The organism is Streptomyces sp. NPDC031265 (assembly GCF_055570295.1).
Map to the genome: position 1 here is coordinate 125,400 of NZ_JBVIHM010000003.1, position 24,563 is coordinate 149,962.

Annotated in this window: 37 protein-coding genes; 3 read left to right on the forward strand and 34 right to left on the reverse strand. The window is 70.4% G+C overall.

Translation table 11 applies throughout. The annotated features are described in order from the left end of the window. Positions 1 to 3: 3 nt before the first annotated feature. From ACZ499_RS06995 to ACZ499_RS07075, 17 genes are all read right to left on the reverse strand, one after another. The gene (locus tag ACZ499_RS06995; protein WP_468673073.1) at positions 4 to 789 is read right to left on the reverse strand and encodes a phage distal tail protein; all 786 of its coding nucleotides are present in this window, start codon (positions 787 to 789) and stop codon (positions 4 to 6) included. 103 nt (positions 790 to 892) lie between these two features. Next, on the reverse strand, positions 893 to 4,924 hold the full coding sequence (locus ACZ499_RS07000; RefSeq protein WP_468673074.1) for a phage tail tape measure protein: 4,032 nt from the start codon (positions 4,922 to 4,924) through the stop codon (positions 893 to 895). 17 nt (positions 4,925 to 4,941) lie between these two features. Next, complete coding sequence (locus ACZ499_RS07005; protein ID WP_468673075.1) at positions 4,942 to 5,223, reverse strand: hypothetical protein; 282 nt, start codon at positions 5,221 to 5,223, stop codon at positions 4,942 to 4,944. Positions 5,224 to 5,243: 20 nt separating this feature from the next. Then, a complete protein-coding gene (locus ACZ499_RS07010) occupies positions 5,244 to 5,762 on the reverse strand; it encodes a hypothetical protein (protein ID WP_468673076.1) in 519 nt (172 codons plus the stop codon). A 1-nt stretch (position 5,763) separates the two neighbouring features. Next, positions 5,764 to 6,243, reverse strand: coding sequence for a phage tail tube protein (locus ACZ499_RS07015; RefSeq protein ID WP_468673077.1), 480 nt, complete (start codon positions 6,241 to 6,243; stop codon positions 5,764 to 5,766). Positions 6,244 to 6,304: 61 nt separating this feature from the next. Beyond that, on the reverse strand, positions 6,305 to 6,634 hold the full coding sequence (locus tag ACZ499_RS07020) for a hypothetical protein (protein WP_468673078.1): 330 nt from the start codon (positions 6,632 to 6,634) through the stop codon (positions 6,305 to 6,307). Positions 6,635 to 6,652: 18 nt separating this feature from the next. Next, entirely contained in the window at positions 6,653 to 7,063 is a 411-nt protein-coding gene (locus tag ACZ499_RS07025; protein WP_468673079.1) for a hypothetical protein, read from the reverse strand. A 3-nt stretch (positions 7,064 to 7,066) separates the two neighbouring features. Next, on the reverse strand, positions 7,067 to 7,468 hold the full coding sequence (locus tag ACZ499_RS07030) for a hypothetical protein (protein WP_468673080.1): 402 nt from the start codon (positions 7,466 to 7,468) through the stop codon (positions 7,067 to 7,069). Continuing rightward, positions 7,465 to 7,872 carry a DUF6093 family protein gene (locus ACZ499_RS07035; RefSeq protein WP_468673081.1) on the reverse strand — a complete coding sequence of 136 codons (408 nt, stop codon included), beginning with the start codon at positions 7,870 to 7,872 and terminating at the stop codon, positions 7,465 to 7,467. The genes ACZ499_RS07030 and ACZ499_RS07035 overlap by 4 nt, the downstream gene beginning before the upstream one ends. Then, on the reverse strand, positions 7,869 to 8,228 hold the full coding sequence (locus ACZ499_RS07040; protein ID WP_468673082.1) for a hypothetical protein: 360 nt from the start codon (positions 8,226 to 8,228) through the stop codon (positions 7,869 to 7,871). Before ACZ499_RS07040 ends, ACZ499_RS07035 begins: the two co-directional genes overlap by 4 nt. Before the next feature lie 12 nt (positions 8,229 to 8,240). Continuing rightward, the gene (locus tag ACZ499_RS07045) at positions 8,241 to 9,431 is read right to left on the reverse strand and encodes an SU10 major capsid protein (protein WP_468673083.1); all 1,191 of its coding nucleotides are present in this window, start codon (positions 9,429 to 9,431) and stop codon (positions 8,241 to 8,243) included. Between the two features lie 50 nt (positions 9,432 to 9,481). Next, positions 9,482 to 10,135, reverse strand: coding sequence for a hypothetical protein (locus ACZ499_RS07050; RefSeq protein ID WP_468673084.1), 654 nt, complete (start codon positions 10,133 to 10,135; stop codon positions 9,482 to 9,484). 46 nt (positions 10,136 to 10,181) lie between these two features. Further along, positions 10,182 to 11,189: a VG15 protein gene (locus ACZ499_RS07055; protein ID WP_468673085.1), complete on the reverse strand. Its 1,008-nt coding sequence runs from the start codon at positions 11,187 to 11,189 to the stop codon at positions 10,182 to 10,184. A gap of 3 nt (positions 11,190 to 11,192) precedes the next feature. Beyond that, positions 11,193 to 12,596 (reverse strand): phage portal protein, encoded by a 1,404-nt coding sequence (locus tag ACZ499_RS07060; RefSeq protein ID WP_468673086.1) that lies wholly within the window; start codon positions 12,594 to 12,596, stop codon positions 11,193 to 11,195. A gap of 16 nt (positions 12,597 to 12,612) precedes the next feature. Then, on the reverse strand, positions 12,613 to 14,244 hold the full coding sequence (locus tag ACZ499_RS07065) for a hypothetical protein (RefSeq protein WP_468673087.1): 1,632 nt from the start codon (positions 14,242 to 14,244) through the stop codon (positions 12,613 to 12,615). Then, complete coding sequence (locus ACZ499_RS07070; protein ID WP_468673088.1) at positions 14,231 to 14,698, reverse strand: hypothetical protein; 468 nt, start codon at positions 14,696 to 14,698, stop codon at positions 14,231 to 14,233. Before ACZ499_RS07070 ends, ACZ499_RS07065 begins: the two co-directional genes overlap by 14 nt. 169 nt (positions 14,699 to 14,867) lie before the next feature. After that, a complete protein-coding gene (locus ACZ499_RS07075) occupies positions 14,868 to 15,143 on the reverse strand; it encodes a hypothetical protein (protein ID WP_468673089.1) in 276 nt (91 codons plus the stop codon). 32 nt (positions 15,144 to 15,175) lie between these two features. Here ACZ499_RS07075 and ACZ499_RS07080 point away from each other — a divergent pair, with 32 nt between their 5' ends. Next, positions 15,176 to 15,307, forward strand: a complete 132-nt coding sequence (locus tag ACZ499_RS07080; protein WP_468673090.1) for a hypothetical protein — start codon at positions 15,176 to 15,178, stop codon at positions 15,305 to 15,307. A 268-nt stretch (positions 15,308 to 15,575) separates the two neighbouring features. Further along, positions 15,576 to 15,803: a hypothetical protein gene (locus ACZ499_RS07085; protein WP_468673091.1), complete on the forward strand. Its 228-nt coding sequence runs from the start codon at positions 15,576 to 15,578 to the stop codon at positions 15,801 to 15,803. A 90-nt stretch (positions 15,804 to 15,893) separates the two neighbouring features. On the opposite strand, the gene ACZ499_RS07090 is transcribed toward ACZ499_RS07085, so the two are convergent. From ACZ499_RS07090 to ACZ499_RS07120, 7 genes are all read right to left on the reverse strand, one after another. Then, positions 15,894 to 16,031 (reverse strand): hypothetical protein, encoded by a 138-nt coding sequence (locus tag ACZ499_RS07090; protein ID WP_468673092.1) that lies wholly within the window; start codon positions 16,029 to 16,031, stop codon positions 15,894 to 15,896. 76 nt (positions 16,032 to 16,107) lie between these two features. Further along, positions 16,108 to 16,368: a hypothetical protein gene (locus tag ACZ499_RS07095; protein ID WP_468673093.1), complete on the reverse strand. Its 261-nt coding sequence runs from the start codon at positions 16,366 to 16,368 to the stop codon at positions 16,108 to 16,110. After that, positions 16,355 to 17,155, reverse strand: a complete 801-nt coding sequence (locus ACZ499_RS07100) for a hypothetical protein (RefSeq protein ID WP_468673094.1) — start codon at positions 17,153 to 17,155, stop codon at positions 16,355 to 16,357. Before ACZ499_RS07100 ends, ACZ499_RS07095 begins: the two co-directional genes overlap by 14 nt. Further along, positions 17,152 to 17,652: a hypothetical protein gene (locus ACZ499_RS07105; RefSeq protein WP_468673095.1), complete on the reverse strand. Its 501-nt coding sequence runs from the start codon at positions 17,650 to 17,652 to the stop codon at positions 17,152 to 17,154. The genes ACZ499_RS07100 and ACZ499_RS07105 overlap by 4 nt, the downstream gene beginning before the upstream one ends. Continuing rightward, positions 17,649 to 18,191 (reverse strand): hypothetical protein, encoded by a 543-nt coding sequence (locus ACZ499_RS07110; protein WP_468673096.1) that lies wholly within the window; start codon positions 18,189 to 18,191, stop codon positions 17,649 to 17,651. Before ACZ499_RS07110 ends, ACZ499_RS07105 begins: the two co-directional genes overlap by 4 nt. Further along, positions 18,191 to 18,943, reverse strand: coding sequence for a DUF2637 domain-containing protein (locus ACZ499_RS07115; protein WP_468673097.1), 753 nt, complete (start codon positions 18,941 to 18,943; stop codon positions 18,191 to 18,193). The genes ACZ499_RS07110 and ACZ499_RS07115 overlap by 1 nt, the downstream gene beginning before the upstream one ends. A gap of 88 nt (positions 18,944 to 19,031) precedes the next feature. Next, positions 19,032 to 19,325, reverse strand: a complete 294-nt coding sequence (locus tag ACZ499_RS07120; protein ID WP_468673098.1) for a hypothetical protein — start codon at positions 19,323 to 19,325, stop codon at positions 19,032 to 19,034. A 167-nt stretch (positions 19,326 to 19,492) separates the two neighbouring features. Here ACZ499_RS07120 and ACZ499_RS07125 point away from each other — a divergent pair, with 167 nt between their 5' ends. Further along, on the forward strand, positions 19,493 to 19,723 hold the full coding sequence (locus tag ACZ499_RS07125; protein ID WP_468673099.1) for a hypothetical protein: 231 nt from the start codon (positions 19,493 to 19,495) through the stop codon (positions 19,721 to 19,723). 51 nt (positions 19,724 to 19,774) lie between these two features. On the opposite strand, the gene ACZ499_RS07130 is transcribed toward ACZ499_RS07125, so the two are convergent. From ACZ499_RS07130 to ACZ499_RS07175, 10 genes are all read right to left on the reverse strand, one after another. Beyond that, the gene (locus tag ACZ499_RS07130) at positions 19,775 to 20,461 is read right to left on the reverse strand and encodes a hypothetical protein (protein WP_468673100.1); all 687 of its coding nucleotides are present in this window, start codon (positions 20,459 to 20,461) and stop codon (positions 19,775 to 19,777) included. 288 nt (positions 20,462 to 20,749) lie between these two features. Beyond that, positions 20,750 to 21,223: a hypothetical protein gene (locus ACZ499_RS07135; RefSeq protein WP_468673101.1), complete on the reverse strand. Its 474-nt coding sequence runs from the start codon at positions 21,221 to 21,223 to the stop codon at positions 20,750 to 20,752. Then, positions 21,220 to 21,372 carry a hypothetical protein gene (locus ACZ499_RS07140; RefSeq protein ID WP_468673102.1) on the reverse strand — a complete coding sequence of 51 codons (153 nt, stop codon included), beginning with the start codon at positions 21,370 to 21,372 and terminating at the stop codon, positions 21,220 to 21,222. Before ACZ499_RS07140 ends, ACZ499_RS07135 begins: the two co-directional genes overlap by 4 nt. Beyond that, complete coding sequence (locus ACZ499_RS07145) at positions 21,369 to 21,650, reverse strand: hypothetical protein (protein ID WP_468673103.1); 282 nt, start codon at positions 21,648 to 21,650, stop codon at positions 21,369 to 21,371. The genes ACZ499_RS07140 and ACZ499_RS07145 overlap by 4 nt, the downstream gene beginning before the upstream one ends. Next, a complete protein-coding gene (locus tag ACZ499_RS07150; protein WP_468673104.1) occupies positions 21,647 to 21,808 on the reverse strand; it encodes a hypothetical protein in 162 nt (53 codons plus the stop codon). The genes ACZ499_RS07145 and ACZ499_RS07150 overlap by 4 nt, the downstream gene beginning before the upstream one ends. A gap of 127 nt (positions 21,809 to 21,935) precedes the next feature. Beyond that, positions 21,936 to 22,886, reverse strand: a complete 951-nt coding sequence (locus tag ACZ499_RS07155; protein WP_468673105.1) for a DNA-methyltransferase — start codon at positions 22,884 to 22,886, stop codon at positions 21,936 to 21,938. A 63-nt stretch (positions 22,887 to 22,949) separates the two neighbouring features. Then, on the reverse strand, positions 22,950 to 23,441 hold the full coding sequence (locus ACZ499_RS07160) for a hypothetical protein (protein ID WP_468673106.1): 492 nt from the start codon (positions 23,439 to 23,441) through the stop codon (positions 22,950 to 22,952). Further along, positions 23,438 to 23,695, reverse strand: coding sequence for a WhiB family transcriptional regulator (locus tag ACZ499_RS07165; RefSeq protein WP_468673107.1), 258 nt, complete (start codon positions 23,693 to 23,695; stop codon positions 23,438 to 23,440). Before ACZ499_RS07165 ends, ACZ499_RS07160 begins: the two co-directional genes overlap by 4 nt. Next, entirely contained in the window at positions 23,692 to 24,243 is a 552-nt protein-coding gene (locus ACZ499_RS07170; RefSeq protein ID WP_468673331.1) for a hypothetical protein, read from the reverse strand. Before ACZ499_RS07170 ends, ACZ499_RS07165 begins: the two co-directional genes overlap by 4 nt. After that, positions 24,240 to 24,560 carry a hypothetical protein gene (locus tag ACZ499_RS07175; protein ID WP_468673332.1) on the reverse strand — a complete coding sequence of 107 codons (321 nt, stop codon included), beginning with the start codon at positions 24,558 to 24,560 and terminating at the stop codon, positions 24,240 to 24,242. Before ACZ499_RS07175 ends, ACZ499_RS07170 begins: the two co-directional genes overlap by 4 nt. Positions 24,561 to 24,563 lie beyond the last annotated feature (3 nt).

The following is a 24,563-nucleotide window of genomic DNA, read 5'->3' on the forward strand; positions in this document are numbered from 1 at the left end:
TCCTCAGAGCCACGCCGAGCGCCACTGCGCAGTCAGCGATGCGGACGAGTTGTAGACGGCGGCCGCGAACTGGACCGTGGAGGTCGAGAGGGGCGCGATCTCTGGCCAGCCCTGCGGAATCGACAGGTACCGGCGGCGCGAGGCGTTGCCGTTGAGGGTGACTGAGTGCTCCATCGTGTCGATGACGAGCTGCTCGCCCGACAGCAGCGACTGGCTGTACGAGAGAACCCGCACCGAGCCGTCCGGGGCCTGCACCAGCACCTGCGGCTGCGTCACCGGCCCGGCGATGATGAACACCGGCCTGCTCGCGATCGAGCCGAGATTCGGCGCCGGGATCACCCCGGACACCGTGGTCGCCGAGATCGTGAGCGGCGGCGCCGCCGGTAGAACCAGACCGCCCGTCGTCGACGGAAGGCCGGTCGTGCCTGACTGCAAGTTCGCGGCGTAGCGGCGCGGATCCGCAGCCGTCATCAGCACGCTGAACTCCGCGATCCGATCCGACACCGGCCTCACGAGCGCCTTGCCTGACCGGCGGACGGTGGCCTGCTTCGGGATCGTCTCGTACACCGTCAGCGTCGTGTCCGTGAGCGAGACCGCGGCGAGCAGCTGCTCCATCGCCGCATCCAGCGTCGCCAGGTCCGGCGCCTCGATCTTCCCCGCGAGGGTGATCGGCCGGGACCCCAGATACACGGGATCCGCCCACGTCCCGTGGTCCGCCTCACGCGTCTGGTACTCGGCCCGCACTTCCGCGCTGTCCCAGCCCTCCAACTCCTGGAGATGCCAGGCCACCCCAGTGCTGTCCACTCCTCCCAGAGGGACAGCGCCGAGGTCCGCCCGGCGCCCGCCGAGAGTCGCACCCGGGATGTATGCCACTCGCGATCACCCGCCCTTCTCAGCTGACGAACGACAGGTGCCTGGCGACGTCGGCCGCCTGCTCGGCGCTGGACTGCTTCGCCCCGTGCAGGTGCACCTCGATGTGCCGGGTCACGTGCTGCACGACCGGCGCCGCCGAGCCAGCCGCCGCGAAACGACCCGCCGGCCTCGCGTCGTAGCCCATGAGCCGGGCCGTGGCCGCGAGCAACGACCGCGACCGGGCGCTGCTGTTGATGGGGATCCACGACTCGGCGTCCCCGGCCTCCGCCGCAAGGACCGCGGACGGTTGGGTGAGGATGCCGCCGCGTGCCATCGCGACCCCGCCACCCTGCCCCGCCCACTGCTGGAGGAAGCGGCTCTTGTTCGCCGTGGGCAGCGTGTTGATCTGCGCCATGATGCGCGGCACCAGCGCCCGGATCGTCGCCACATCCAGCCCAGCGGCGATCAGGTCCGCGAAGCTCTTGTTCGGACCGGACCGCAGGGTGGTGAGCAGCACCAGCGCGTTGGCCAGGTCCTCGCCGGACAGGGCCGCGGCGTTCTGCTTGACCGCGTTGTTCGCGGCCGTCACCGCGCCCGCCTTCCCAGTAGCGGCCTCGTGGGCGAGCTTCTCGGCGTCCGGGCCGCCCATCGCCGCGAGGGCCTGCGCCAGGTCCCCGTAGCCCTGAGCCGCCAGTTTCTGGAGGTCGGCGGCGAACTGGGCGTTCGTCTTGTTTGCCGCCCCGACCTGCTTGGTGAAGTCGGCCAGGCTCGCCGAGGCAACGCCTGCCGTGGCCTTCAGCTTGGCCACGATGTCCTTGAACTGCTTGTCGCTGGCCCGGGCGAGGGTCTGCACGAGGGCGTACCCGTCCTCACCCATCTGCTCCAGGATGTCCCGGACCTCCGTCCCTCCTCTCGCCTGAATCCGGTCCAGGCTCGCCCGCCACTGGGTCGTCTGCCGCAGGCTGTCGCCGAGGAGCTTCGAGTAAGCCGTCAAGCTGAAGCCGCTCGGGGTCTTCGCCCCGTGCGCGAGCCCGAGCTGCTTGTCGAGGTCGAAGATGCTGTTCTTCGCCCCGGTCACGGCTTGCGTCGCCTTGGTGTTCGCCTCGCGCGCCGAGCGGAGCTTCTTCTCGGCGGCTTCGAGCTGCTTCTCCGTGTGGCGGTGCGAGCGCACCTTGCGGAGATTCGCCTCGGCCTCGCGCAGGTCCCGCGCCCGGTCGCGGGCGGTCGCCATCGTCTTGGACAGCGTCTTCCACGCGTCGTTCAGCTTGCCCGTGAGGTCGTCGTAGCGTCCCTTGGCGTCCGTCGGCGTCCCGAGCATCGGCGCACCGGTCGGCGTGTACGTCACCCCGACCAGACCGCCCGACGCGAACCGTCCGGCGTTGAGCGCGTCGAACATGGGGATTCCGTACTTGCGGACCGCGGCTTCCTTGATCATGTACTCGCCGTTGGACGCCCACAACGGGACGCTGTCCGACGTCCCCGTCCCTGGCCCGTACACCGCCCCGCCGAACGGCATGTACTGGACGACGTTCCCACCGCCCGCGTAACCGCGGATTCGACCGCCGCGGGCGTAGTTGCCGCCCTCGTGCGCCACCGTGCTGCCGGTGCTCGTGTGCGTCGTGACGATATTGACGTACACGCTCTTGCCGCGCACCGAGTCCACGTAGTTCTGGATCGTGCCGACCGCGGCCCGCGGCCCGCCGGTCGGGATCGTGATCTGGACCGTGCCGTCCTTCATGTGCTCAACCTGGAAGCCCAAGTTCACGAGGGCGTGCTCGGCCGCGCGCGTCAACGCGTTCACCGTGACGCTCTTGCCCTTGGTGTTGGCGAGCTTCTTCTGCACCTCGCTGAGGTCTGCGAGCGCACCCTGTGTCTGCGCCTTGACCGCCGTCTCCTTCGAGACGGGAAGCTGCGCGTAGGCAGCCGTCAGTTGATCGATTGCGTCCGTCGAGAAGTGAGCCGCTTCCATGGTGTCGCGCAGAGCCTGGATGTCCTTGGCCAACACCTGGTTGCCCGCGTCCACCGAGTCCTTCTGCTGGGCTACCGCCTCGGCGTGCGCCATGGCGGCCTGGGCCGCGTCCAGGAACGCCGACTTGATGTTGCGGCCCTTCTCGGTAGTGACGTCGAGGCTGTGCCCGTTGTCCTTGACCGCCTCGGTCATGTCAGCCAAAGACTTGCGGAAGCTGATCTCCTTCTCGGCCGCGTCGATGTTGATGCCGTTGAGGCTCTTCAGTGCACCGGTCAGCTTCTCGACGGCCGAGGTCTGGTCCTTGAGCTCCTCCGCGCTCATCTTCGCCGTGTCGGCGAGCTCCTGCTGCGTCTTGCCTGCCGTCTTCTGCTCGACGGACGTGTTGGCCAGCGCGTCCGCGTAGCCCGGGAGCAAGGACCTGAGCTTCTCCACGCCCGTGCCCTGCTCCTCGGCAGCGGTCGTGATCTCCTTGAACGCTTTTGCGGCCACATCCGCATGCCCGCCCGACACGAGCGAGGACAGCGATTCGTCGAGATCTTTGATCCGATTCCGAGCCCGCTCCAGCTCTGGGGCGTCCGACCCCAAGTGCGTGATGGTGTACAGCGAGTCTCCGACCCGGTCCAGGGCACCCGTGTGCGCGATCCGGGCCGCGTCCTCGCCGAGCCCCTTCAGGTCCGAGCCGAACACGCGCGCCGTCTCGCCGCTCGCCTTGCCCTTCTGCGCCAGGTCCACCAACGAGGAGCTCAGCTTGGCCACGCTCGGCGGCGTGTCCTCGAACATCTTGCCGACCCGGCGGCTCGCGTAGGACATCGCCTCCAGCGCACCCACCACGATCGTCAGGCGCCCCAGGCCCATCATCGCCGACCGCGCCGTGGCCGCTGTGACACCCATCGCGGCCAACGCGGTCCGCGTGGCCGCGATGCGCGGCATCAGCAGCAACAGCCCCGTCACGGCGAGGCCGACGGCGCCGCCCACCCCCGCGAAACCAGTCACCGCGTGCTGCAAGCTCGGCGGGAGATTGTTGTAGGCGTTGACGACGTTGGTGGCCCACTGCGCCATCCCCCGGAGGGCCCCGTTCGCAGCCGTCCCGCCCTCGATCAGGGCAACCTGAATGGCACCCCGCAGGCGGGTCAAGTCGCCCTGCAAGTTGTCCATCTGGATGGATGCCATCCGCTGGGCCGCGCCCTGGTCGTTGACCGACGAGACGTACTTGTCGATCCCCTGGGAGCCGAGCTCGTACAGGATCGTCGCCGACCGGACCGCGTCCGAGCCGAAGATGGTCGCCATGGCCGAGTTCCTGGCCTCGGGCGTCAGCTTCGAGAAGCTTGTCTTCATCCGCCCGGCCAACTCCGACAGCCCGACGAAATTGCCCTGCGCGTCGTAGGCCGAGAGACCCACCTTGTCCATCGCGTCCTGGGCCTCTTGGGACTGAGGCACCAGCCGCTGCAACATCGTCTTCAGCGACGTACCAGCGTCCGAACCGATCAGCGCGTGGTCGGCGAACGCGGATAGCACGCCGACCGTGTCCTCCAGCGACAGGCCCGTCTGGTGCGCGAGGAGACCACCCATCCGCAGCGACTCGCCGAGCCCGTGCACGTCCGAGGCCGACTTGTTCGCGCCGGCGGCGAGGACGTCCGCGATGTGTGACACGTCCTCGCCCGCCAGCCCGAACGTGTTCATCGCCTGAGCGGCGATCACCGCCGACTCGGAGAGGTCGATCTGCCCGGACGCGGCCAGGGCAAGGCTGCCTTTCAGGGCGCCGCCGGTGATGTCCGCGACCGAGACGCCCGCGCGCGCGAGCTCGGCCTCGGCGTCGGCCGCCTGCATCGCGGAGAACGCGGTCGACTTGCCCGCGTCGAGAGCCGCCGCGCGCAGCGCGGCCATCTCCTTGGCGCTCGCGCCAGACACCGACCGGACGTTGCTGAGCGCCTTGTCGAACTTCGCGGCCTCGGACGCAGCAGCCGCGAACCCGGCGAGCAGCGCCGCGCTGGCCGCCGCACCCGCATACGTCAGCTTCGACGTGTTGTCGGACGCCTGCCGCATGCTGCGGCTGTACTGGCTGATGTCCGCGCGGAGCCGGACGGTGACGGTACGGGTGACCATGGCGGCTCACCCCCTGTTCAGCTGTGCTTGATGTGGACGTGCAGCCCGTCGCTGGTGCCGCCGCCGTCCTGGTGCGCCCGGACCGCCCGGGCACTGGCCGCGCACGCGTGGCACTTGATCAGCTCGGCGCGGTACGCGAACTCGTTCTTCTGGTCAGTGGCCTCAGACCAGGGCGTTCCACACTCCGGGCACTGGTCGGCCTCCACCTGCGCGAGCGCCAGCGCCCACGCCCGGTCCTCGTCCGTCCACAGCGGCTCACCCTCGGCGACGACCCGGCCCAGGAACACCGACCGGGGCACGCCCCAGGCCCGAGCCGTCTCTACTTCTCGCCGCCAAGGGCCGCCAGGAGTGCGGAGGCGGCGAGCGAAAAACCCGCCGAACCAGCCCCGTTATGGACGTCCCACGCAGCTTCGAACAGTTTCTTGATCTCGGCGCCGTTGATGACCTCGAACAGCTCCTGCGTCTGCTCCAGCGTCATCACCGGGTCGACGCAGCAGGCCGCGATGAGCGCCGGGGTGAAGGTCGTCTCGTCGAAGAGCCGCTCAGCATCCTCCGACGGGTGGGCGGCGACGAGGTCCGTGTACGCCCGGTCCCCGATGTACCGCAGGCGGAACGGTGCCTCAGACTTCCGTGCCCGTTCCGTCGCGGCCCGCAGCTTCTCCGCGACCGCCCGGCCGGGGTGTACCTCGGTCATGTCCGAGGGCTCCCAGTCCGCCGAGACCCGCGCGAGCTGCTCTTGGAGGTCCTCGACTTCACCGGCCGCCGCCCCGTCGAGGCAGACAAGCACCGTCCGCTCGCGGGGCTTCGCGGCTTTCAGGATCTTGTTGATGTCGGGCACGTCAGGCCACCGTCGCGGCGGTCGCGGGCGGGCTGGTGACCTTCATCGGGGACATGAACTTCATGACCTCGTTCGCGGCCGGCGAGACGTTCTGCGGCTCGCCGCAGATCACCGGGTAGACCTCGCACTTCTGGCCGGTGGCCCACGCCGTGGCGTAGTCGATGCCCCGACGCACTGCGAAGTAACCCGAGACGCCGTACTTCAGCGTCGTGTACGGGGCGTCCTCCGTGGGGGTGGAGCCGCGCTTGAAGGTCATCTCGGCGTCGAAGCCCACGCGTCCCACGGTCTTCGTGTCGAAGGTGCTCGCCAGGGACGAGGTGTCGACGTCAGCGGTGGACGGGTCCAGCTTCAGCCCGTCAGGGGTGATGCGGGGGGTGAAGTCGGTACCCGCGTTGAGCTCGCTCGTAGTGGGGGCGTTGATGTTCGCCACGGTCGTCAGCCATACGACCTTGGTCTTGCCGTCGCTGATCAGGTCAGACATGGGGCCCTCCTCGGGGCATGAAAAAAGCCCCTGGCGGGGCGGGCGGTCGGACGGGGGCGGGTCAGATGCGGAGCGCGGCGACGGTCACGGACGTGACGCCGGAGTAGCCGACGGCGCACAGTCCGTCGGACGCACCAGCGAACAGGTCCGGCGTCAGTGGTCCGATCATGCGCTCGCCGGACGCGGGCACCGACACGGTGACGTTGCCGACGGTCTGGCCGCGCACGGCCGCCGTGGTCGTGAGCGTGACCGTGACGGGCGAGCCTCCGCCGTTCTTGACGTGGACGAACTGCCGCTCGCCGCACTCGGACTTGTCGCCGCCACCGGCTGCAGCGCCGTAGGTCGGGGCGAGGCCGGTGAGGGCGACGACCTGGGTGGACAGGGTGGCCATGGGGGTCTCCGATCAGGGTCAGGCGGGGATGGACTTCAGGAAGTACTCGACGGGCAGGAAGTACAGCGGCGGGACCAGGTCGTCGTCGCGCTGGAGCGGCGGGCCGCCGCGGTCCTCGGGCCGCCACGATGCGCGCCCGGCCACCGTGAGCGGCATGGCGAGCGCGGACCGGACCTTGTCGGCCACCCACAGCGCCCGCTCGGGGTCGGCTCCAACGCAGGTGACCGTGACGACGCCCTCGAAGTCGGAGCGGGTGTCAGCGAGGGACTCGCGGACGGCGCGCCCCGGATCGGGGTAGAGGACGGCGAAGCGATCCGGCGGCACCCAACCCGCGCTGGTGGGCGCGCCGCCGACGTACACAGTCAGGCCAGCGCCGGTCAGTGCCGTCTCGACGGCGTCGACGTGCGGCAGGACGGTAGGCACGGTCACCGCTCACCACCACGCGAGCCCGCGAGAGAGGACCTCAGCCATCTGCGCCTCAAAGCGTGGCAGCTCGGCATCGAGCGCACGGCCGCCGTCGCGGTGCGGCGGGTTCTTCGCGCTGCCGTACTCCAGCAGATTGCCGAGCGCGCCCTGCGGGCCGCCCTTGTCGGGGCCGATCTCGGCGAGCAGCTGGTCGGGGCCGAATCTGCGCACGTCGTAACTGATGCTGCGCGGGTACAGCTTGCCGTGCTTGCGGGCCGTGGCGCGCGCGTTGGACCGCCAGTCGTTCTTGATGTTCAGAGCCCCTCGGGTGACGACCGCCCGGGTCTCCCGGCGGACGATCGGGATGGACCGGGCCAGATACAGCCGCAGGCGCCGCACGTCCGTCATGTCAAAGGGATTCGCCGTCATGCCCTGTCCTCCGCTCTGATCCGCCACACGGTCGTCTGCGCCCCGGCCACCGCGTCCAGGACGTACAGCACCAGCCCGACCGCGCGCGGATCGAGCGAGGCCTGCACCTCGACCCGGTCCCCGGGAAGCAGCCGCTGCCCGCCCACGAGGACGGTGGCCCACGGCAAGTCGATCTCGTACTGAAGGGTGCGGACGTCCCGCTCGCCGGACTCGACGTCTTCGCCGACGGTGCCCGCGCCCTTCAGCCGTCCCGGGCCGGTGTACAGCGTGTGCTGTTGGCCCGGCACTGTGGTCCCCGTGGTGCGGTCGAAGCCGCCCTGATCCTGCTTATAGAGCCGCACCGTGTCCCGCATCCGCGCCTCGGCTGCTGCGCGGCCCGCCGCTAGGGCCCCGTCGACGCTCACGACGCCGGCACCGGAGCGTCTGGCACGATCGTGAACGCCGACCGATTCACCGGCCGCAGTTCCTCGGCCTCCGACTCGGACAGGTAGATCTCGCCCGTCGAGCGGGACGAGTCGACCGTGTACGAGTAGTCGTCGATGCCCTCCTGCCGCAGCCCATTCGGGTTGCGCAGCACCCGCAGCACCATCGCGCAGGCCACCTTCGTCGACACCGCCGTCGGCGTGGTGGCGTACTGCGGGAAGCGGTCCAGGATCACGGCTGTCGCGTCGTCGAGGAACGCGGGGGCCTGGCGGGCCTCGACCTCGGTGAGGTCCCGGCCCAGCCGGTTCGTCAGGTCAGTGAGGGTCGCCAGTGCCACCGTCCCTCCCTCCTACAGGCTGGCCACGAGGCCGGTGAGAAGGCCGTGGGTGCGCTCGTTGCCGTACTTGAGGCCGACCTCGCCGTACAGCTGGGTGCGGTCCTTCGCGCCGGTCTTGGCGAGCGGCTCGGCGAAGAAGTGACCCTTGCCCGGCATCTCCAGGTACACCGGCATGCACTCTTCGAGGGACACGACGGCGATCTTGTGCTTGGGCATGTGCCGGTTGAGCATGATGTTCAGACGCCCGAAGTCCGTCTCGATCGTCTGCATGTTCACGCCGCCGACGTTCCGGCTCATCTCCTGGTACTTGCCGTAGGCGTTGGCGTAGGCGTCGGTCACGCCGCGCTTGGAGGTGGAGCCGACCATCAGGGTGGCCGTGTCCTGCTCCATGATCCCGCCGTTGTCGAACACGGCCTGAAGCAGCCCGTCGATCGCGGCCTTGGAGACCGCGGCAAGCTTGGTGACGTTGGCCGTACCGTCCGCGCCGGTGAGGTCGATCGCCGCGCCGCCCTTGGTCGCCGCCAGCTTGAAGGTGTTCGTCGTCGGAGAGACGACGTAGTACGGCGTGTCCGCCGAGATGCCGGTCAGGTTGACGATGGTGTCGAGGGTGACCTGGTCGTTGAGGACCAGGCCGTGCGCGCTGAGCGTGAACGCGTCGGTCGAGATGGCGCCGGCCGCCGAACCCAGCGCGGTGCCCCCGCTCTGCACGTTAGTGCTGATCGCCGAGAGCAGGCCGCGGGTCCGGCGGACCGTGGTGTTGTCGGTCGGCTTCTGGTAGACGCCGTTGATGAACGACCACTCGACGTCCCGGACCATCTGCTTGAGCATGGCCTCGATCTGCCAGTCCAGCTCGTTACGGACCGGGTTGGTGGCCTCGATGTTCAGCCCGGAGTGCGCGCCAACCGCGGCCTGCTTGGTGTAGCTGACGCCCACCGTCTCGTGGTGGATCTGCGTGATGTTGTCCACGGACGCCCGGACGCGGTTCTGGTCGGTGGGCGCGTCCTGCCCTTCCAGCGCCGTGTTCTGACCTGCCGCGCGAAGGTCGAAGACCTGCCACTCGAACTCCTTCGCGGTGGTCTGGCCGCCGCCGGTCAGGCCCCCGATCGCCGAGAAGAACGGTGTGTCGTCGGGGGTGAGCTGGTGCAGGATGCCGGTGTAGTTGGGCAGGTTGTAGGTCGTGCCCAGAGCGGTGATCCCAGACATGGGGTCTCCTTACAGTGCCTTGGGCGCGGCCTCTATGCCTGCCCGGATGGTCATTTGAGGTTGGCGAGCTTCTGGTTCTGGAGAGAGACGACGGTCCGCCAGTCGCCCTTGGCCTGCGCCTCGCGAATCTGCGTCTCAACGTCGCCCGGCTTCCCGTCAGGGCGGGGGCCCTGCGCCGGATCAGGCTTCGGCTGCCGCGGGCCGGTCGCTTTGCCCCAATGCGGCTTGCGCTCCAAGAGCGCGGCGAGCTCGGCCTGGATGGCGTCCCTATCGATGTTGCCGTCCGCGTCGATGAACCTCGACGGGTCCAGCGCGCCGATCGCGTCCTCGGGGTCCTCGAACGTCTTGGCCGCCAGGGCCTCAACCCTCGCGGCCACCGCCATGCGGGTCGCCTTGGTCGCGCGGTCCTCGGCGGCCGCCGCCCGATCGGCGAGCTTCTCCGCCTCGCTCTTCTGTGCGTCCTCGAACTCCTGCAGCTTCGCGGCCTGAGACTTCTGGGTCTCCTCCGCCTCCTTCGCCCGTCGCTTCCACTCCGCCAGCGCCTTCTCCCCGGCAGGTCCGAGCGGCGGATCATCATCGGTCGGGGCTGGCGGGGTGGCCGGGTCGGGCCCGGCTGGCGCAGGGGGCGGCGGGTCGGTGGCGGGGGGCGGCCCGGTTGTGGGCGCTGGGGTCGGCGGGGTGGCCGGGTCGGGGGGTGTGCTCATCAGGTGCTCCCGTTGCAGGAGTCGGGACCCGAGCGTTGCGCCCGGGTCAGGTCAGGTAGCCGAAGCGCCGCAGCATCGCGACCGCCGCGTCCCGGCTCTCGGAGATCCGGTAGATCTCTTCGGGCATGAGCCGCGGGGTGCGGAGCCGGTACTGGCGGCCGATGTTGGCAGGCACCCGGCCGCGCGCGATGTCACGGCGCCGCTCGGAGCGGAAGAACTCGCCACGCACGGTCGTGCCCTCGCGGGTCGCAGCCAGCTGTCGGCCGAAGGTGTCCGCGGTGTACATGCCGCGCCGCGCGTTGACGACGCTGGCCAGGTCCGCGCCGTCTCGGACCGCGCGAGCCCCGGCCGCGGTGAAGATGCGGTCCTGCTCGGCGCGGCTGAGCTGGTTGAAGTAGGACTGCGGGTCGATGAACCCGCGCCGGTCCTGGCGGCGCGCGATCAGCGTGGTCGGCAGGTGGATGCAGTCACAGCGCGGATGCCGCTGGAAGCCCGAGTTCCACCCGAACTCCTTCCCGGCCAGGATGATGCAGCGCGCGCACGCCGGGGGCTGCACCACCCGCACATAGCCCTGGATCGTGCGGCGCCCCGCCATAGCGGCGCCCGTCGCACCGCGCCCGGCGTCCGCCGCCTGCGTCGACGTGATCATCAAGGCACGGGCCAGGGACGACCGGGCGGCGTCCTGCATCGACTGCCCGGCCAGCATCCCCGCTTTCCAGCTGATGAGCGGTTGGTAGAGCAGCGACAGCAGCGGACGCCCGTCCGAGGCGATACCCGCAAACGCGGAGGGAACGACCCGGCCCACCGCCGAGCCCGATGCCCCCTCCGCGTCCGCCACCGCCTCCACATAGGAGTCCGCCAGCGACGCCGACGCCGTCTGCGCCTCGACGACCGCCTGCACGAGGAGCGGCGCCAGCTGCTGCCACGACCCGGTCAGGTCCCCGCGGTCGATCCGCCGCCACAGCTCCTGAACCCGGTTCGCGGCCCGCCGCGTGATGCGTTGCTGACGCCGGTACTGATCGAGAGCGATGTCCCGCGTCTCTGCGGAGACCATCGGCTACACCGTAGGGACCGGTGCCGACGGATCGGCCACGGCGCCCGGCTTCGGCCCGAACCCGGCCGCCAGATCGCCACCGACCGCCCGGTCCAGCGCATCCACATCCATCTGCCGCATGCGCTCCCGCTGCCCGGCGGTGTAGCCCAGGTCCTCGCGGACCTGCTCGGTCGGCACGATCCCCTCCGCGTGCAACTTGACCGCCGCGTCCGCCTTCTGCGCGAACGTGGGGGTCGACGGGTCCCGCCACAGCGTCTCCAACTGGAGCAACTTCGGGTCCCACCCGCCCTCCAGGATCCGCATGATGAGCCGGTTCATCCGCTCGTAGCCACCGCCGAACGGCTTGTGCTTCCGCTCGCAGTGCTTGACCAGCCGAGTCTCCCGGGAGCGGATCGCGTCCGCGCTCGCCGCATCGTCGGCGGCCAGGCCCAGGTAGTTCGGAGGCAGTGCGGCCAGTGCGGCCGTCACGCGCGCCAGCAGCTCGATTGTCTGGTGGAAGTTCGCCAGCTGCGCCTCGGGGAACTGGATGACGTCGGCGCCGTCCTCCTTGCGGCCCTTGGCCGTGGCCCAGATCCGGCCGGCCAGGCGCGACCACACGGAGACCCGGTTGCCGTCCTTGTCGGTGAAGTCCTCCTCGTCGAAGCCGAACGCGACCCTTCTCGGCATCGCGTGGTACTCGGCGGACACCATCATGTCCGTGGCGATCTTGCAGGCGGCATCCGAGATCGGCAGCACGTCGGCCAGCTCGCTCGCGCCGCCCGGCAGCAGCAGCCGCCCCCGGTTCGGAAGGACCGCCACCAACGGGTCGCCCACCATGTGGTCGTCGCGGTCGATGACCGTCCAGGTGCCCGGTCCGGCCGACTTGAAGTGCACCGTCGCGTTTGGCCGGTACAGCGTGGCGTACCGGTCTCGGGTGGCTGCGGTGTACGGGTCGATCTCGTTCCAGCGCTTCAGGCCAGCCCGGACCTGGCGTGTGCCCGGGTCGTAGTCGACGTGCATCTGAAGTGGCGACTCCGCCGTTACCAGCGGCGTGCCGGAGTCGTTCGCGTTCGTGCCGACGATGAGGAATGACCGCTTCATGCCCAGCGCATCGACGTGCGCCTGCTGCGACTTCTCGTCCATGCCGTTGGCCTGCCAGATCCGCCACAGCTCCTTGTCGGCGGTGTCGGACCCCGGATAGCGGAACCCCTCGACGTCGAGCCGCTCCTCAACGGCATCGACCACCAGGCGCGGCCAGTTGATGACGACCTGCTTGATCTGGTCGCCGATCTCCTTCAGCAGCTCCGGGTGCATGTAGGACAGAGGCTGCTTGCCCTCGTAGTAGTTGTTCAGCTGCTGGAGCTCCTGGAGCTCCGCATCGTGGCAGCGAGACAGGTACGTCGCCCATTCCTCTTCGGTGAGGTCCACCGCTGTGCACCTCCCTCTATCCCAGTACGAGCATTCGAGACGGCTTCCGGGGCTTCGCGAGTCCGGCGGCGATGGCGTCGTTGGCGGCCTCATGAGCGATGACCGAGATGACGGCAACGTCGATCTTCAGAGAGGCGGTCGCCTTGCGGAGCACGTACCGTTTCATGGGCCGCGCGGCCTTGCGGGCGTTGCGGACATGGATGGACGTGGTCTCGCAGCCGTCGTGCCGGAACGTGCTGTCCTTCTTGGTGACGTCCGTCAGCAGCTGCTCGCATGCCGCGTGCATCTGCACTACGCGGTACGTCTGCCACTCGGTCACGCGCTTCTCGCCGTAGCGGGCCTGCCAGGCCGCGACCTCGCTGGTCCAGTACGGCGGGTCGCAGTACATGCGCACCACGTTGAAGCGCCCCATCAGCTCATCCACCGCGGCGTCGACCTCCAGCCGCGGCACCTGGCCGTCCCAGTCCTCCGGATCCCAGATGCACGGCAGGCCGTCGCCGTAGGTCGGCGTGAACTGGTAGCCGTCCAGCGTCTCCGCCCGCAGGCCCGTCCAGTCGTCCACGTCACTGCCATCGAAGCCGAGAACGATGGTCGAGCCGTCGGCCACGGTCTCCAGGGCGGCCCGGGCGTCCCAGCGGTCTTGCGGCATCCAGGTGCCCATACCGGCGACGATCCGGTTGCCGTAGAAGCGCTCAGCTTCCGCCGGCTCTTTCTCCATCAGCTCGGCGGCGTCGCCCTCGATGGCGTCAAGGTCGACGTGGTGGCTGCCCGCGTACACAGCGGTGTGGATCTTCCGTCGCTCGGGCTTCTTCGCGTAGTCCAGGTCTTTCGGCGGGAGCCGGTGGTACCGGTAGACGTCCTTGACCTTGGTCTCCGCCGTCTTCTGGGCAACGGAGGTCTCTGTCGGGTCCCAGGCGTTCGTCTGCTCCAGCGAGCGCCCTGACATGCCGCCCAGGCCACGCCGTTGCGTCGTGGCGACCTTGGTCATGCCGTTGTTGTCGTTCCAGATGCCCGTCTCATCCTGGGCGGCGAACGTGATCGGGTTGCCGAGGCGGCTCTGAGCGCTGGCTGTGACGACGTCGATGCGGCCGTCGTTCGGAAGGCGGATGAACTGCTCGCCCACCCGCATGATCTCCGACAGCGGCCCGTTGCGGATCATCTCCTGAAGCGGCCGGTACGTGTTGTCAGTCTGGTCCTCGGACGTCGCCGTGATCTGGATCAACGGCTTGTTCCACGGCCGCCCCATCGGCTCGCCGGGCTCGTACTCGTACACCCAGCCGCAGCCGCAACGGTGATCCGAGCAGCGGTAACGCTCGCCGCCGCGTGCCCACCCGTTGAACAGGACCGGGCCGACGCCCTCAGCGGCCACGATGGACGCTGCCCACGGGCCCTTGCCGGACTTCTGCGGGGCGACCGCCTGCACCCGCCGGTAGTGGAACGCCGTCGACAGCTGGCCGAGCCGTGCTTCCGGCTTGACCCGGTAGAGGTTGGCCGTGATCCGCAGCTGCCAGTCGTACATCTCGAACGGCTTCGGCTCCGGGTCGATGCCGCCGACCGACTGGAGTCGGCAGTGCCGGGTGATCCAGTCCGGGACGACGAACAGGGTGGGGAAGCCGAGCGACCAGGTGCCGTCGTCAGCCGCTACCACCGGCCACCGCCCTCAACCGGGCACGCGCCGAAGTCGGCGCGATGGTCGGTGTAGAGCTTGCTGCTGTCTCGTCGTCCTCGGCGGGCCGCTCGATACGCCACCGGTTCGCCCGCATGCCAGGCGTGGTCAGCCCAAGGCTGTCGGACATCTGCCTCACCAGCGTGCCCACCGCCACCGAGGCGTCCGGAGACTCCGCCTCAGCCAGTCGCCGCACGTACAGCGCCACCTCGATCTCCTGGCTGCACCTCTCCCACATGAACGCCTGGGGCATCCCCCAGAGCCGTTCCCACAGTTCGGCCTCGCGGTCGGTCTGCTCAGTGAGCGGCCACTCGGGCGTTGCACCCTCGTGTCCCTCAGCGGGCAGGATCGTCCACTCGCCGGCGTCGCGCTCGCGTCGCAGCGCCTCGGGGTCGGGCGCCGGGCCGGACCTCGAACGTGCACCGCCTTTCGGCATGTTGATCACCTCGGATGGCCGCGTTGCGCGGCGTCAATGCCGTCACCTTGCGTGGCGGCGGAGCATGATCACCGGGGCTCTGAACCCGGCAAACCTGGGAGCCACCTCCCCGGCGGTCCTGGCGGCGATCATGGTCGGGGGTCTCCCCCCTGGGTGGCGGCCAGGATCGTCACTCTGAGCTACTGGTGTCCGGTGCCGTGGTCAGTGGCTCGGCTGGTGACTCTGGAGGGCCGAGTGCGCCGGTCGTGTCTGGCCCGGAGATCGACTGGGGCCCGGCGACCGCAGCGAGGTCGATGTCACCCTGGAACGCGGCGACGCCTGCCAGGCGGAGGGTGGTCTTGATCTCCTCCATGGCCTTGAGCGCGGTTGCTGTGTCGATCGAGCCGAGGTTGCCGAGGACGAGCACGTCACCGGGCTTGAGCAGTACGACTCGTGCGTCGCTCACTGGTTCCATCCTCCGGGCTGTGCGCTGGCGGTGTGGCTGCTGTGGCATGGGCCGCAGAGTCCGCGTCCGTGCTGCGGGTCGTCGGGGTCGAGGCCGCGTGCGACGAGCTCGCGTCGGTCGAGGGGCCAGTGGTCTGCGTGCTTGGAGGGCTGGCCGCACGGTGAGCTGTGCGCGTGGCCCTGCTCAGTGCAGACGCAGGCCGGGTCTCGTGCGAGGACACCGGGCCGGAAGCGGCGTTCGTGTCCGCGTCCGTATCCGCGTTGGCGTGCGGTGCCGCGTCGCTGTTCTGCCTCGGCTCGGTGCTCGGGGCAGCGGCCACCCTGGTCCGTGAACTCAGGGCAGCCGGGTGTCGAGCACACCTTCCACGCTGTACGTCTGGGCATGGCGTCCTCCCGTCCGTACCGTGTGCGCCCTGAGCTCAAGGGGGTTGTGATGGCGGAGCGTGAGTCGGGCGCGGCGGTCGGGGTGTTCGCTGCGGGGATGGTGCTGGTGTTCGCCGCAGTGATCAAGGGCTGGTGGTGGCTGCTGCTACCGGCCGCGTGTCTGATCGTGGGCGCGGTGGCGGCGACGTCTCGGCGTCGGCGGACGGGTCCGGATCCGGATGTGGTGCTGCGGCCTGGCGGTGAGGGTCGGCCGTGGCGTCGGGGGCCTGGCGCCTGACACGGCAAAGCCCCGCGCGGTGGCGGGGCTTCTGTTTCCGGGCACGCCGGATCTGCGGCCCATGATGGGGCCTGATCGTCCGTGATGCAACTACGTGGTGCGCGGCTTGCCCGGTACCGGCTTGTCCTGCGGCGGGTAGTGCCCGCCCCTGCTCGCCTGGTAGGTCGTCTCGTGCTTCGGGTCGGGGCGGGTCTCGGGGGCTGCGGGCATGGTCTTGCGCAGTGCCATGATGACGGTCCTGTCTCGTGTGTGGGATAGGGACCGGGGCGGCCGGGATGCCTGGCAGCTGTCGGCCGCCCCGGGGTCAGTGGGTCGGCGTGTAGCGGATCAACCCGCCGACGGGGTAAGGGCTCTGGATGATCACCGCGCCGTCGCGGCATTCCACCGAGCAACCGGCGATGAGGGCTTCCGTCATGTCGAGCCGCAAATGCTCGCCCGTCATCTCGCGCGGGAACTCCCACGTGGCCCCGTCGTAGCTGGTCTCCTTGCGGTACGGCGCGCTGGTGTTGACGTCGGCCACGGGGCTGCTGTCGTAGATCCGGAGCCAGTCGTCATGACGGACCACTGGCCCTCCTGGAGTCCGGGGTAGCCGTGCGGCGGCCCGCTTTGATCACTCGGACGTGCGTGCGCGCGGGCTGCTCGGGGTCGTTACGGATCTCCATCCGCACCCCCGCGACCTCGCGTAGCTCGGCTGTAGCTGTAGTTGTAGCTGCGCCTGTAGCTGGATCCTGACCTGCATCAACTACAGCTACGGGCCCGGCTACAGGCGGGGCCGGAGAGGGGTCGGGGAGGGCGTCGAGACGCACCCCGGTGGACACCCGGCGGTCGGCGCCCCGGACGCTGCCGGACACGGGCACCTGCGCCCGGTCGAGGGCGGCCCGTACGTCGGCCGTGGTCCAGCCCCGACCGGTGGTCGCGGTGAGCCGCTCGGCGAGGGTGGAGAGGTGGGCGCCTTTCCCGCGCCCGGCGACCTCCCGGATCAGGTCGTACAGCTCGGTGTCGGAGATGACCGGCGGCGCCCCCTTCTCTGCCTCGGGCAGGGGCTCCTCGACGGCGGCAGCCGCGGGTGCCGGGCCGGGGCGCAGTGGTCGGCCGGAGCGCCACGCGGCGACGCTGAGGAGCACGACCAGTCCCCACAGGACGGCGGGCGCGGCGCGGATGATCCGCCACAGGATCCACAGTCCGGCGAGGAGCAGTGCGGCGCGGAGCCAGACGCCGAGCTCGGCCTGCCATCCGGTGAGATCCCGGCGGCGCCCGGCGCGCACCCACGCGGCAGCGCGGTCGGTGATACGGCGGGCGAGGAGCGCGGCGCCGCGCACGAGGCGGGACGCGGCGCGTTCGAGGCGGCTCACACTGCCCCCTGGATGGCTGCGGCGAGTTGGGCGCCGCTCTCGTTGACGAGGCCCGGCAGCCAGTCGAGCAGGCTTGCTGCAGCAGCGGTGACGCAGAACGCCGAGCCGCAGAACAGGCCGCCGATCGAACGCTTCTTGTCGTTCTTGCCGTACGCCTTGAACGCGAGGATGGCAGCAACGGTGGCGAGGAAGACCACGCCGCCTCCCTCGGGGGTGAGGTCACCGAGGTGTGCAGGGGCGACGGGCTGTGCCGCACTGGCGCCGGTGATCGCGCCGACGGACTTCGCTCCGGCCCGGTTGGCGATCGCGGGTGAGTGGCCGGTGAGCCAGCCGAGGAGCCCGCCGGAGCACATGGTGCCCAGGGCGCCGAGGAAGAAGTTCGAGCCGAAGGGGATGAGCGCCTTGGGGTCGCGTGATCCTCGGTACCAGGTGCGGAGGTTGATGTAGGCGACCGCGAGCACGAGGAGCGCGCCCGCGAAGGTGAGTCCGGTCCTCATGGCCGCACCCCCGTGACCAGGGTGATCGGGTCGTACCAGCCCATCGCGCCGGTGCCGCCGATGAGGGCGGTCAGGAGCAGTAGGCGCGCCCACCAGCCGTGCGAGCGCTGGTGTACGAGCAGGGCGATCCCGAGGCCGAGCCCCGCCAGGACGTACGCCCCGCCGATGCTGGCCTCGGTCCGGCAGGTGTCCAGCACGGTGGACCAGGTGGCGACGGGCCCGTGTCCGTCGGGCGGGAGTGGCAGGAGGACGGCGGCGGCACCCGCGGTGAGGGTGCGTACGCCGAGCAGCCGTGTGAGCCACGACCAGTCCCAGCGCGGCGGCGCGGGCGGCACGACGAGCGGCGCCTGCTCGCGCTGGAGGACGTCGACGACGATGCGCATCTCGACGGGGCCGGGCTGCGGGGCGGGCGGGTCGGGCCACGGCCAGGGTGCGGCGACGAACGGCGGCGGGGGTGGGGCTGCGGGCGGTGCAGCCGGTACGGGCAGCGGGGTGCCCGCCGGGATCACTCGGCCGGTGAGCGGCTGCGGGTCGGCCATCATGCACTCCTCGGGAGGGCGGCTTGGATGCGCTGCGCTCGGCGCTGGCCGATGCGTAGCTCGGCCTGAAGCTGGCGTAGCGAGGCGGGTCGGCCGGTCTCGGCGAGCGCGGCTGCGTTGATTGCGAGTGCGGATGCGAGCAGCTCGGCGTCGGCATCGGGGGTGTGGAGCTCGGCAACGTCGGTAGCGGGCTGGTCTGCAACGGATGCGCATTCGGCTGCGGTTGCGGCCCCCGCTGCGGGCGGGAGTGCGGGCAGTGGCGGTGCATCCGGCAGGGCAAGGTCGACAGCTTCGGCGGCGGCCCGCTCGAACGTCACGGATGCAGGCTCGGCGACGTGCGCAGTCGCGCTCGGTGCGCGCAGAGCTTCGTGCACTTGCCGCATGAGTGCGCCGAATGCGATCAGTGCAGCCGTGGGCGGGATGGCTGCGACGACGTATTCGAGGACGGATGCGCCCCGGCCGACTCCGGCGACGTTGAGTGCGATGGAGCCGAGGGAGCCGACTGCAGCGAGTGCGACTGCCCACCAGTCGACTGCACCGCGCAGCGAGGCGCGCAGGACGAGCAGCTCCCCCGCGACGATGAACAGGTCGATGGTGGCGGGCCACGCCCATGCGCGGGAACCGGTGAGCCCGTTGAGGCCAGCGATGTCGTGCAGGTGCTCGTAGGAAAGCCAGAACGCGGCTGCGGTGAGGGCGACGGTGACGAGGGCGGCGCCGGCGGCGAGAGCCGTTGAGGCGTCGAGGCGCTTCATGAAGGTGCTCCAGGGGTGGCCCGGCCGCCGGTGTGCTGGCGGCCGGGTCGGTCGGCGGGTCAGCGGGCGGCGGTGGCCGTGGGCTGGATCATCGGGGGCCGCCCGGGACCGGGATCTTGCGGAGGCGCAGGGCGTACTCGGCGCGGGTGATCGGCGCGCCGACGCGCGGCATGACCGCGAGGAGCTGACGCTCCAGCGTCTCCGCCGCAGGGCCGAAGCCGAACTGTTCGACGCTCTGCGCGCAGGCACGGGCGAGGCGGGTGTCCTCGGTCATGGGCGCGGAGGGCCGGACGCGGGTGAGGCGGTCAGCGATGGCGGTGAGCGCGGTGGTCACGGCCTGTGCGGGGGGTGCCTCGGGGATGGTGCGCTGGGTAGGCTCCATGTCGCCTGCTCCTGTGATCGCTGGGGGTGGGCACCCCCGGCCATATGGAGCTGCAACTCCGGCCGGGGGCTTTGTTGTTGCCCGACCCACGGTAGTGACCTCGTTGCCATATGGCAATGAGGTCAGGGAAGATGGTGCCCATGGCCGAGCCCGAAGGAGGGCCAGACATGGTGTCGTTTCGTGAGCTGGCGCGGCGATTGGTCGCGGACGGGGTGGTCGAGAGGATCACCCATCAGCGCGTCTCGAAGATCGCCGAGACTGATCCGGATTTCCCGCCGGTGGTCCCCATCGGCCGGTCGAAGGCGGTGGACTACCGGCTTGCCCGGCCGTACTTCGCCACGCGGAGGTCCCGGCAGGGGCAGCGCACGGATCTGATGCGACCGCCAGTCGAGGAGTAGCCGCGCACACCCGAGCCCCCGCCCGAGGATGGGCGGGGGCTCTGCGCTGCCCTACGCGGCGACGGGGCCCGCGGTCCACGAGGCCCGGCATCCGCCGCAGGCCGCCCGGACGCCTCGCATGGTGACCTGGCCGCCGCACTGCGGGCACGGCTGGGCCAGCGTGAGCGAGACGTGTACGCCCCGGTCGAGGGCCTGCTCTGCCCGCCACAGGGCGGTCCGCAGGTAGCCGCAGACGATCTCGTGGTCGCGGTGGTCGAGGAACCGGAACGGGCCCGGCGCGCCGCTGACCCGCGCCGCGATCCAGGCCGTGGCGGTCTCCATGGGGAGTGGGGCGCCGATCGGCCACCGGCGCGGGTCGGCAGCGTCCCGGGCTGCCTCGGCAGCACGGCGGGCGGCCTTGGCCGGCGGGAGGACGAGCCCGTAGGGCGCGGCGACGATGGGCGCGACCTGGATGCGGGTGGCGAGGACGTCGGCGCACTCGCGCATGTCGAGGGTGATCTCCTGCATCGCCTCGTACACGTCGAGGCGCATGGGGGTGGGCCGGGCGCCGATCTGCTCGGGGGAGCGCTCCAGGGCGCGGAGGGCTGCCGCGTCGTCCCGGTCGGTGCTCTCGGCCTCGGCGAGGTGGGCGCGGATGCCGGTGCCGTACCAGGCGTGGGAGCTCGGGGTGCCGAGCGTGTTGGCGAGGTCGGCCCAGCGGAGGGCGAGGAGGTAGAGGGCGGCGCGGGTGGTGGTCATCGTGTGCTCCGGGTGCGTGGGGCGGTACGGTGATCGCACCGGATGGGGCGCGCCTGGCCTGGGGAGGTCGAAGAGGCGCGCCCCTCGCGTGTGTTCAGCTGCGGCTTCTGCTGCCTGGCCGGTGGCCGATGTGCCACAGGCTGCAGAACGGACACGCGTAGGGCGCCATGCGTACAGCGGCGTCGGCGCGCTTCAGCGAGTGGAGCTGCGCGAGGGCGGCGCCCCTGTCGGCGTGGGCTTGCTTGCCGGTGCAGGCGCGGGCGCGGGTGGGCCGGTAACGGCGGCGGCTCACGAGTCGGCCGCCGGATCAGCGAGGTGGTGGCGGATGAGGACGGCTACGGGGTGCTGTGCGGTCGGTTCAAGTGTGATCTTCCGCATGGTTGCGTCGAGCTCGTCGCACCAGGCGAGGAGCCGGGCGACGGCGATCTCGGCAGCGTGCGCGCGGTCGCGCTCTTCGGCGGCGAGCTGCGCGGCTTCCGTCAGCCGGGCGAGGTACTGGTTCCGCTCGGACTCCATGCGGCGGGCGTACTCGACGGCTTCGGCGCGTTGCGCCAGCGCCTCGCGCTTCTCGGCGATCTTCGTTGCCAGCTTGGCGACGGTGACGTGGCCGACGTTGTGTCCACAGAACGTAAACGCGCCGTGCTGGCGCGCCTTGGTCAGCTCGGCCAGGTCGGACGCGAGGACGTCTCGCTCGGCGTACAGCGCGTCGAGGGCGGCGTCGTTGATGGTGTCGGCGGTGTACCGCCGCTGGGTCTCGGTCACAGGTACTCCCCGGTTGGGACGTCGACCATGGGTCGGGTGGGTGGGATGTCGGGGTCGAGGTCGTCGTCGAAGCAGAGGCAGTACTGGTCTGCGTCGGACCAGTAGCAGCCCTCGTTGGCCCACAGGCAGGGCGGGGGCTGGCCGGTCACCGTCCCTCCGGCGGGCAGCACGGGCAGTCCGGGACCGCCGCGTCGAGTTCGGGCAGCAGCACCATCCGCCCCAGCTGCGCCGCCTGTTGGGCCCATGCGGCCCGCTCGCTGGCCGCGTGATGGACGTACAGCGCGGTGTTGACGCAGAGGACCGCCCCGAGGGCGAGAGCGGCCGAGAGGGGCCACAGGGCCATCTGGGCGTAGAGGGTGGCGAGGGACAGGAGTCCGATCCCGAGGAGCCACAGGGCAGCGGAGCGGGCGTACTCGGCGCGCGTCACGGCGACACCTCGATCTCGCCGAGCGGCACACCGGCCACCAGCTGCGAGTGCAGCTCGCGCAGTCGGGCCATAGCGCGGCTGTCGCGCTGGTTCAGGGAGCGCCGGGTGCCGCCGGGGATCTTGCGCCAGCACGCGGGGCAGAGGTACCTCCCAGGCACGCGCTGGCGTCCGCAACGGGCAAGGCAGGGAGTGTTCATCGGTCCCTCCAGGGGGCGTTGTGGTGGCCGCAGCCGAGCCCGGTCACGGTGGCGACGAGCAGGACGTAGGCGAGGAGCGGGAGCCAGGTCACGCGATGCCTCCCAGGTCGAGCACGCCCTGCGCGAACCGCTCTCGGGCGAGGTCGTGGTAGGCGGGGTTGAGGTCGATCCCGATGTACCGGCGGCCGAGCTGCCGGGCGGCGGCTCCCGTCGTACCCGACCCGGAGAACGGATCGAGGACCGTGCCGCCCGGGCGGCAGCCGGCCTTGATACAGCGCAGCGGCAGCTCGATCGGGAACACCGCGAAGTGCGCCGCCGGGTACGGGCGAGTGGCCACGGTCCACACGTCGCCGGGGTTGCGTCCGCGACCGTCTGGCCCGGTGTATACGCCGGTGCTTGTCCGTTCGTGGCTGAGGTCCCGAGCGCGGAACGCCCGGGCCCCGGCCTTGCGCGTAGGGGCTGCGTGCGGCTCGCGGATCGAGTCAAGGTCGAAGTGGTAGCGCTGGCTCTTGGTGAGCAGGAACAGGTGCTCGTGCCTGTTGCTGAGGCGGTCACGCACAGACTCGGGCATGGCGTTGGGCTTGTGCCAGACGATCTCGTTGCGGAGGATCCACCCGTCATCCTGGAGGGCGAAGGCCACCCGCCAGGGAATGCCGAGCAGTTGCTTGGCGACCAGCCCGCCCCCGCCTTTCCCGCCGCTCCCGGCGGGCGTGGTCAGGTGATTGCTACGGCCGCGGAGCCCGTGTGTCTTGGACTCGCTGCCCTTCGGGCTGCACACGTAGCTGTCGCCAAGGTTGAGCCACAGCGTCCCGTCGTCAGCCAGGACGCGGCGCGCCTCGGCGAACAGGGCGCGCATCGTCTCGACGTAGGCCGCGGGCGTGGCCTCCAGCCCGTACTGGCCCGGGGTGCCGTAGTCGCGGAGTCCGTAGTAGGGCGGGCTGGTGGCGATGCAGTCGGCCGCACCGTCGGGCAGGGTGCGCAGGACGTCGAGGGCGTCGCCGAGGAGGAGGGTGACGTGGTCGTCGGAGTAGTAGCTCATGGCAGGTCGTCCGGGTCGATGGGCCACGGCGGGCGCGGCGGCGGGGCGGGCGGGGTGCTCATGTCAGAGCGCGTCGGCGATCGCCTTGCCGACACCCTCGACGAGAGCGGCACGCATTTCGTCGGGCATCCCGGGCTCGAACGCGAAGTAGATGCGCGCGATCGGCTTGTCGCTGCCCTTCAGCGAGAGGCATCCGTCGCTGGGCTCCAGGCCGTCCGCGCCAAGGTCGATGGCCCACTCGGACACGTCGGCGGCCTTGCCGAGCAGGTCGTCGATGGCACGCTGCGCCTTGTCGAACTCGTCCTCGTCCAGTTCGTCCCAGCGGGGCGTTCCGGGCGGCGGCATGAGACCGCCGTGCTCGGGATCGACGACCTCGTACCGGACGTACCGGCCTTCCATCTGCTCACCGATGCCCATGAAGTCGGCGTCGGTGGTGGCGTTGTAGTGCTGACGGGCGGCCTCGGCGCGGAGGTCGGCATCGGTGTACGGACGGTCGGTCATCGGGGTCTCCTCGTGTGCGGGGTCGGGTGGAACCGAGTCGGGTTGCGTGGTCACGCGGGATCGCTCCTCTGCTGCCGGTCCAGGGCGTACCGCTCGTTCGGACTGAGCCCGCCACGCACGCCGTAGCGGCGGCTGACCTCGTGGCCGCGCTCCTCGGCCATGGCCGCGTCGAGGCATGTCGGCCGGATCGGGCATGTGGCGCAGATGCGCTTCGCCGCGCTGGCGCCTGCGCCGCCGACTTCGGGGTAGAACAGCTCGGGATCGGTCTGTGCGCATATCGCTCCGTCGTGCCAGTCGAATGCGCTCATGACGCGACCGCCGACTGCGGCCACGTTGCCTTCTCGATGGCCTTCCGATTGGCCTGCGGCATTGCCGCCAGGGGCTGGCCGAGCCAGTCGCGGCCAGCAGCCATGAGGACCACAGCGTCGGCGGCGTTGTCGTCGCCGCTCGTTACCCATTCCGGCCAGCGCCGGGCAACAGCATCCACAACTACGTTCTTGGGGGCATTGCCCTTTCCCGTGGCGTAGAGCATTCGCTGATTGGTGGACATCAGGCCGACCGGAATTCCGATGTACAGCAGGTACTGATAGATCTCCCACCACAGCCAGGCCCGCTCATGCGCACCGCCACCGGAACGGGAAGGGGCTGGGAGTTCCAGCACAGCAAGGTCCGGCTCGCCGATGTGAGCGATAACGCCATTGCGTACGGCGCACATTGCGCTCAGTCGCTGGTCGTGCGGGAGGCCAGTGATGGGCTTCTTCTTATCGGTGTGCCCGACTACTCGACACCAGCCCTGCGAACTGGCAATGCCGGTTGCGGTAAGGCTCGTGTCGAGTCCGATGACAGTGAAGGTCACGTGTTCTCCTTGCAGCGGTGGTCTTGCAGGACCGTGGTGGTGTGGTGGGGGATGAGCTGGGGTTCGCGCCAGGCGATGCGCCGGACGCCGAGGGTGGTGGTGATGAGCCGCCAGGTGAGGCGTCCCTCTAGGCGGGCCTGGATCTCGCCGAGCGCGTCGACGGGCTCGGGGTCCGCGGTCACGTCGAGGGCGGCGACGCGGCCGGCTCGTGCGCACAGCACGGGCGCGCCGCAGCGGGGACAGACGCGTTCGCGGATCTCGTCGGACTGCGCGGCGATCTTCGCCGCGACACCGGGGTGGATCTTGCGCGTCGTCATCGG

Coding starts and splice junctions, on each gene's coding strand:
- ACZ499_RS07125 (WP_468673099.1), top strand. CDS start 19,493: ATGGTGTCGTTTCGTGAGCTGGCGCGGCGATTGGTCGCGGACGGGGTG.
- ACZ499_RS07030 (WP_468673080.1), bottom strand. CDS start 7,468: ATGACGGCGAATCCCTTTGACATGACGGACGTGCGGCGCCTGCGGCTG.
- ACZ499_RS07015 (WP_468673077.1), bottom strand. CDS start 6,243: ATGTCTGACCTGATCAGCGACGGCAAGACCAAGGTCGTATGGCTGACG.
- ACZ499_RS07120 (WP_468673098.1), bottom strand. CDS start 19,325: ATGGAGCCTACCCAGCGCACCATCCCCGAGGCACCCCCCGCACAGGCC.
- ACZ499_RS07110 (WP_468673096.1), bottom strand. CDS start 18,191: ATGGCCGACCCGCAGCCGCTCACCGGCCGAGTGATCCCGGCGGGCACC.
- ACZ499_RS07045 (WP_468673083.1), bottom strand. CDS start 9,431: ATGTCTGGGATCACCGCTCTGGGCACGACCTACAACCTGCCCAACTAC.
- ACZ499_RS07165 (WP_468673107.1), bottom strand. CDS start 23,695: ATGAGCGCATTCGACTGGCACGACGGAGCGATATGCGCACAGACCGAT.
- ACZ499_RS07090 (WP_468673092.1), bottom strand. CDS start 16,031: ATGGCACTGCGCAAGACCATGCCCGCAGCCCCCGAGACCCGCCCCGAC.
- ACZ499_RS07175 (WP_468673332.1), bottom strand. CDS start 24,560: ATGACGACGCGCAAGATCCACCCCGGTGTCGCGGCGAAGATCGCCGCG.
- ACZ499_RS07130 (WP_468673100.1), bottom strand. CDS start 20,461: ATGACCACCACCCGCGCCGCCCTCTACCTCCTCGCCCTCCGCTGGGCC.
- ACZ499_RS07020 (WP_468673078.1), bottom strand. CDS start 6,634: ATGGCCACCCTGTCCACCCAGGTCGTCGCCCTCACCGGCCTCGCCCCG.
- ACZ499_RS07000 (WP_468673074.1), bottom strand. CDS start 4,924: ATGGTCACCCGTACCGTCACCGTCCGGCTCCGCGCGGACATCAGCCAG.
- ACZ499_RS07155 (WP_468673105.1), bottom strand. CDS start 22,886: ATGAGCTACTACTCCGACGACCACGTCACCCTCCTCCTCGGCGACGCC.
- ACZ499_RS07070 (WP_468673088.1), bottom strand. CDS start 14,698: ATGCCGAAAGGCGGTGCACGTTCGAGGTCCGGCCCGGCGCCCGACCCC.
- ACZ499_RS07105 (WP_468673095.1), bottom strand. CDS start 17,652: ATGAGGACCGGACTCACCTTCGCGGGCGCGCTCCTCGTGCTCGCGGTC.
- ACZ499_RS07055 (WP_468673085.1), bottom strand. CDS start 11,189: ATGGTCTCCGCAGAGACGCGGGACATCGCTCTCGATCAGTACCGGCGT.
- ACZ499_RS07050 (WP_468673084.1), bottom strand. CDS start 10,135: ATGAGCACACCCCCCGACCCGGCCACCCCGCCGACCCCAGCGCCCACA.
- ACZ499_RS07085 (WP_468673091.1), top strand. CDS start 15,576: ATGGCGGAGCGTGAGTCGGGCGCGGCGGTCGGGGTGTTCGCTGCGGGG.
- ACZ499_RS07115 (WP_468673097.1), bottom strand. CDS start 18,943: ATGAAGCGCCTCGACGCCTCAACGGCTCTCGCCGCCGGCGCCGCCCTC.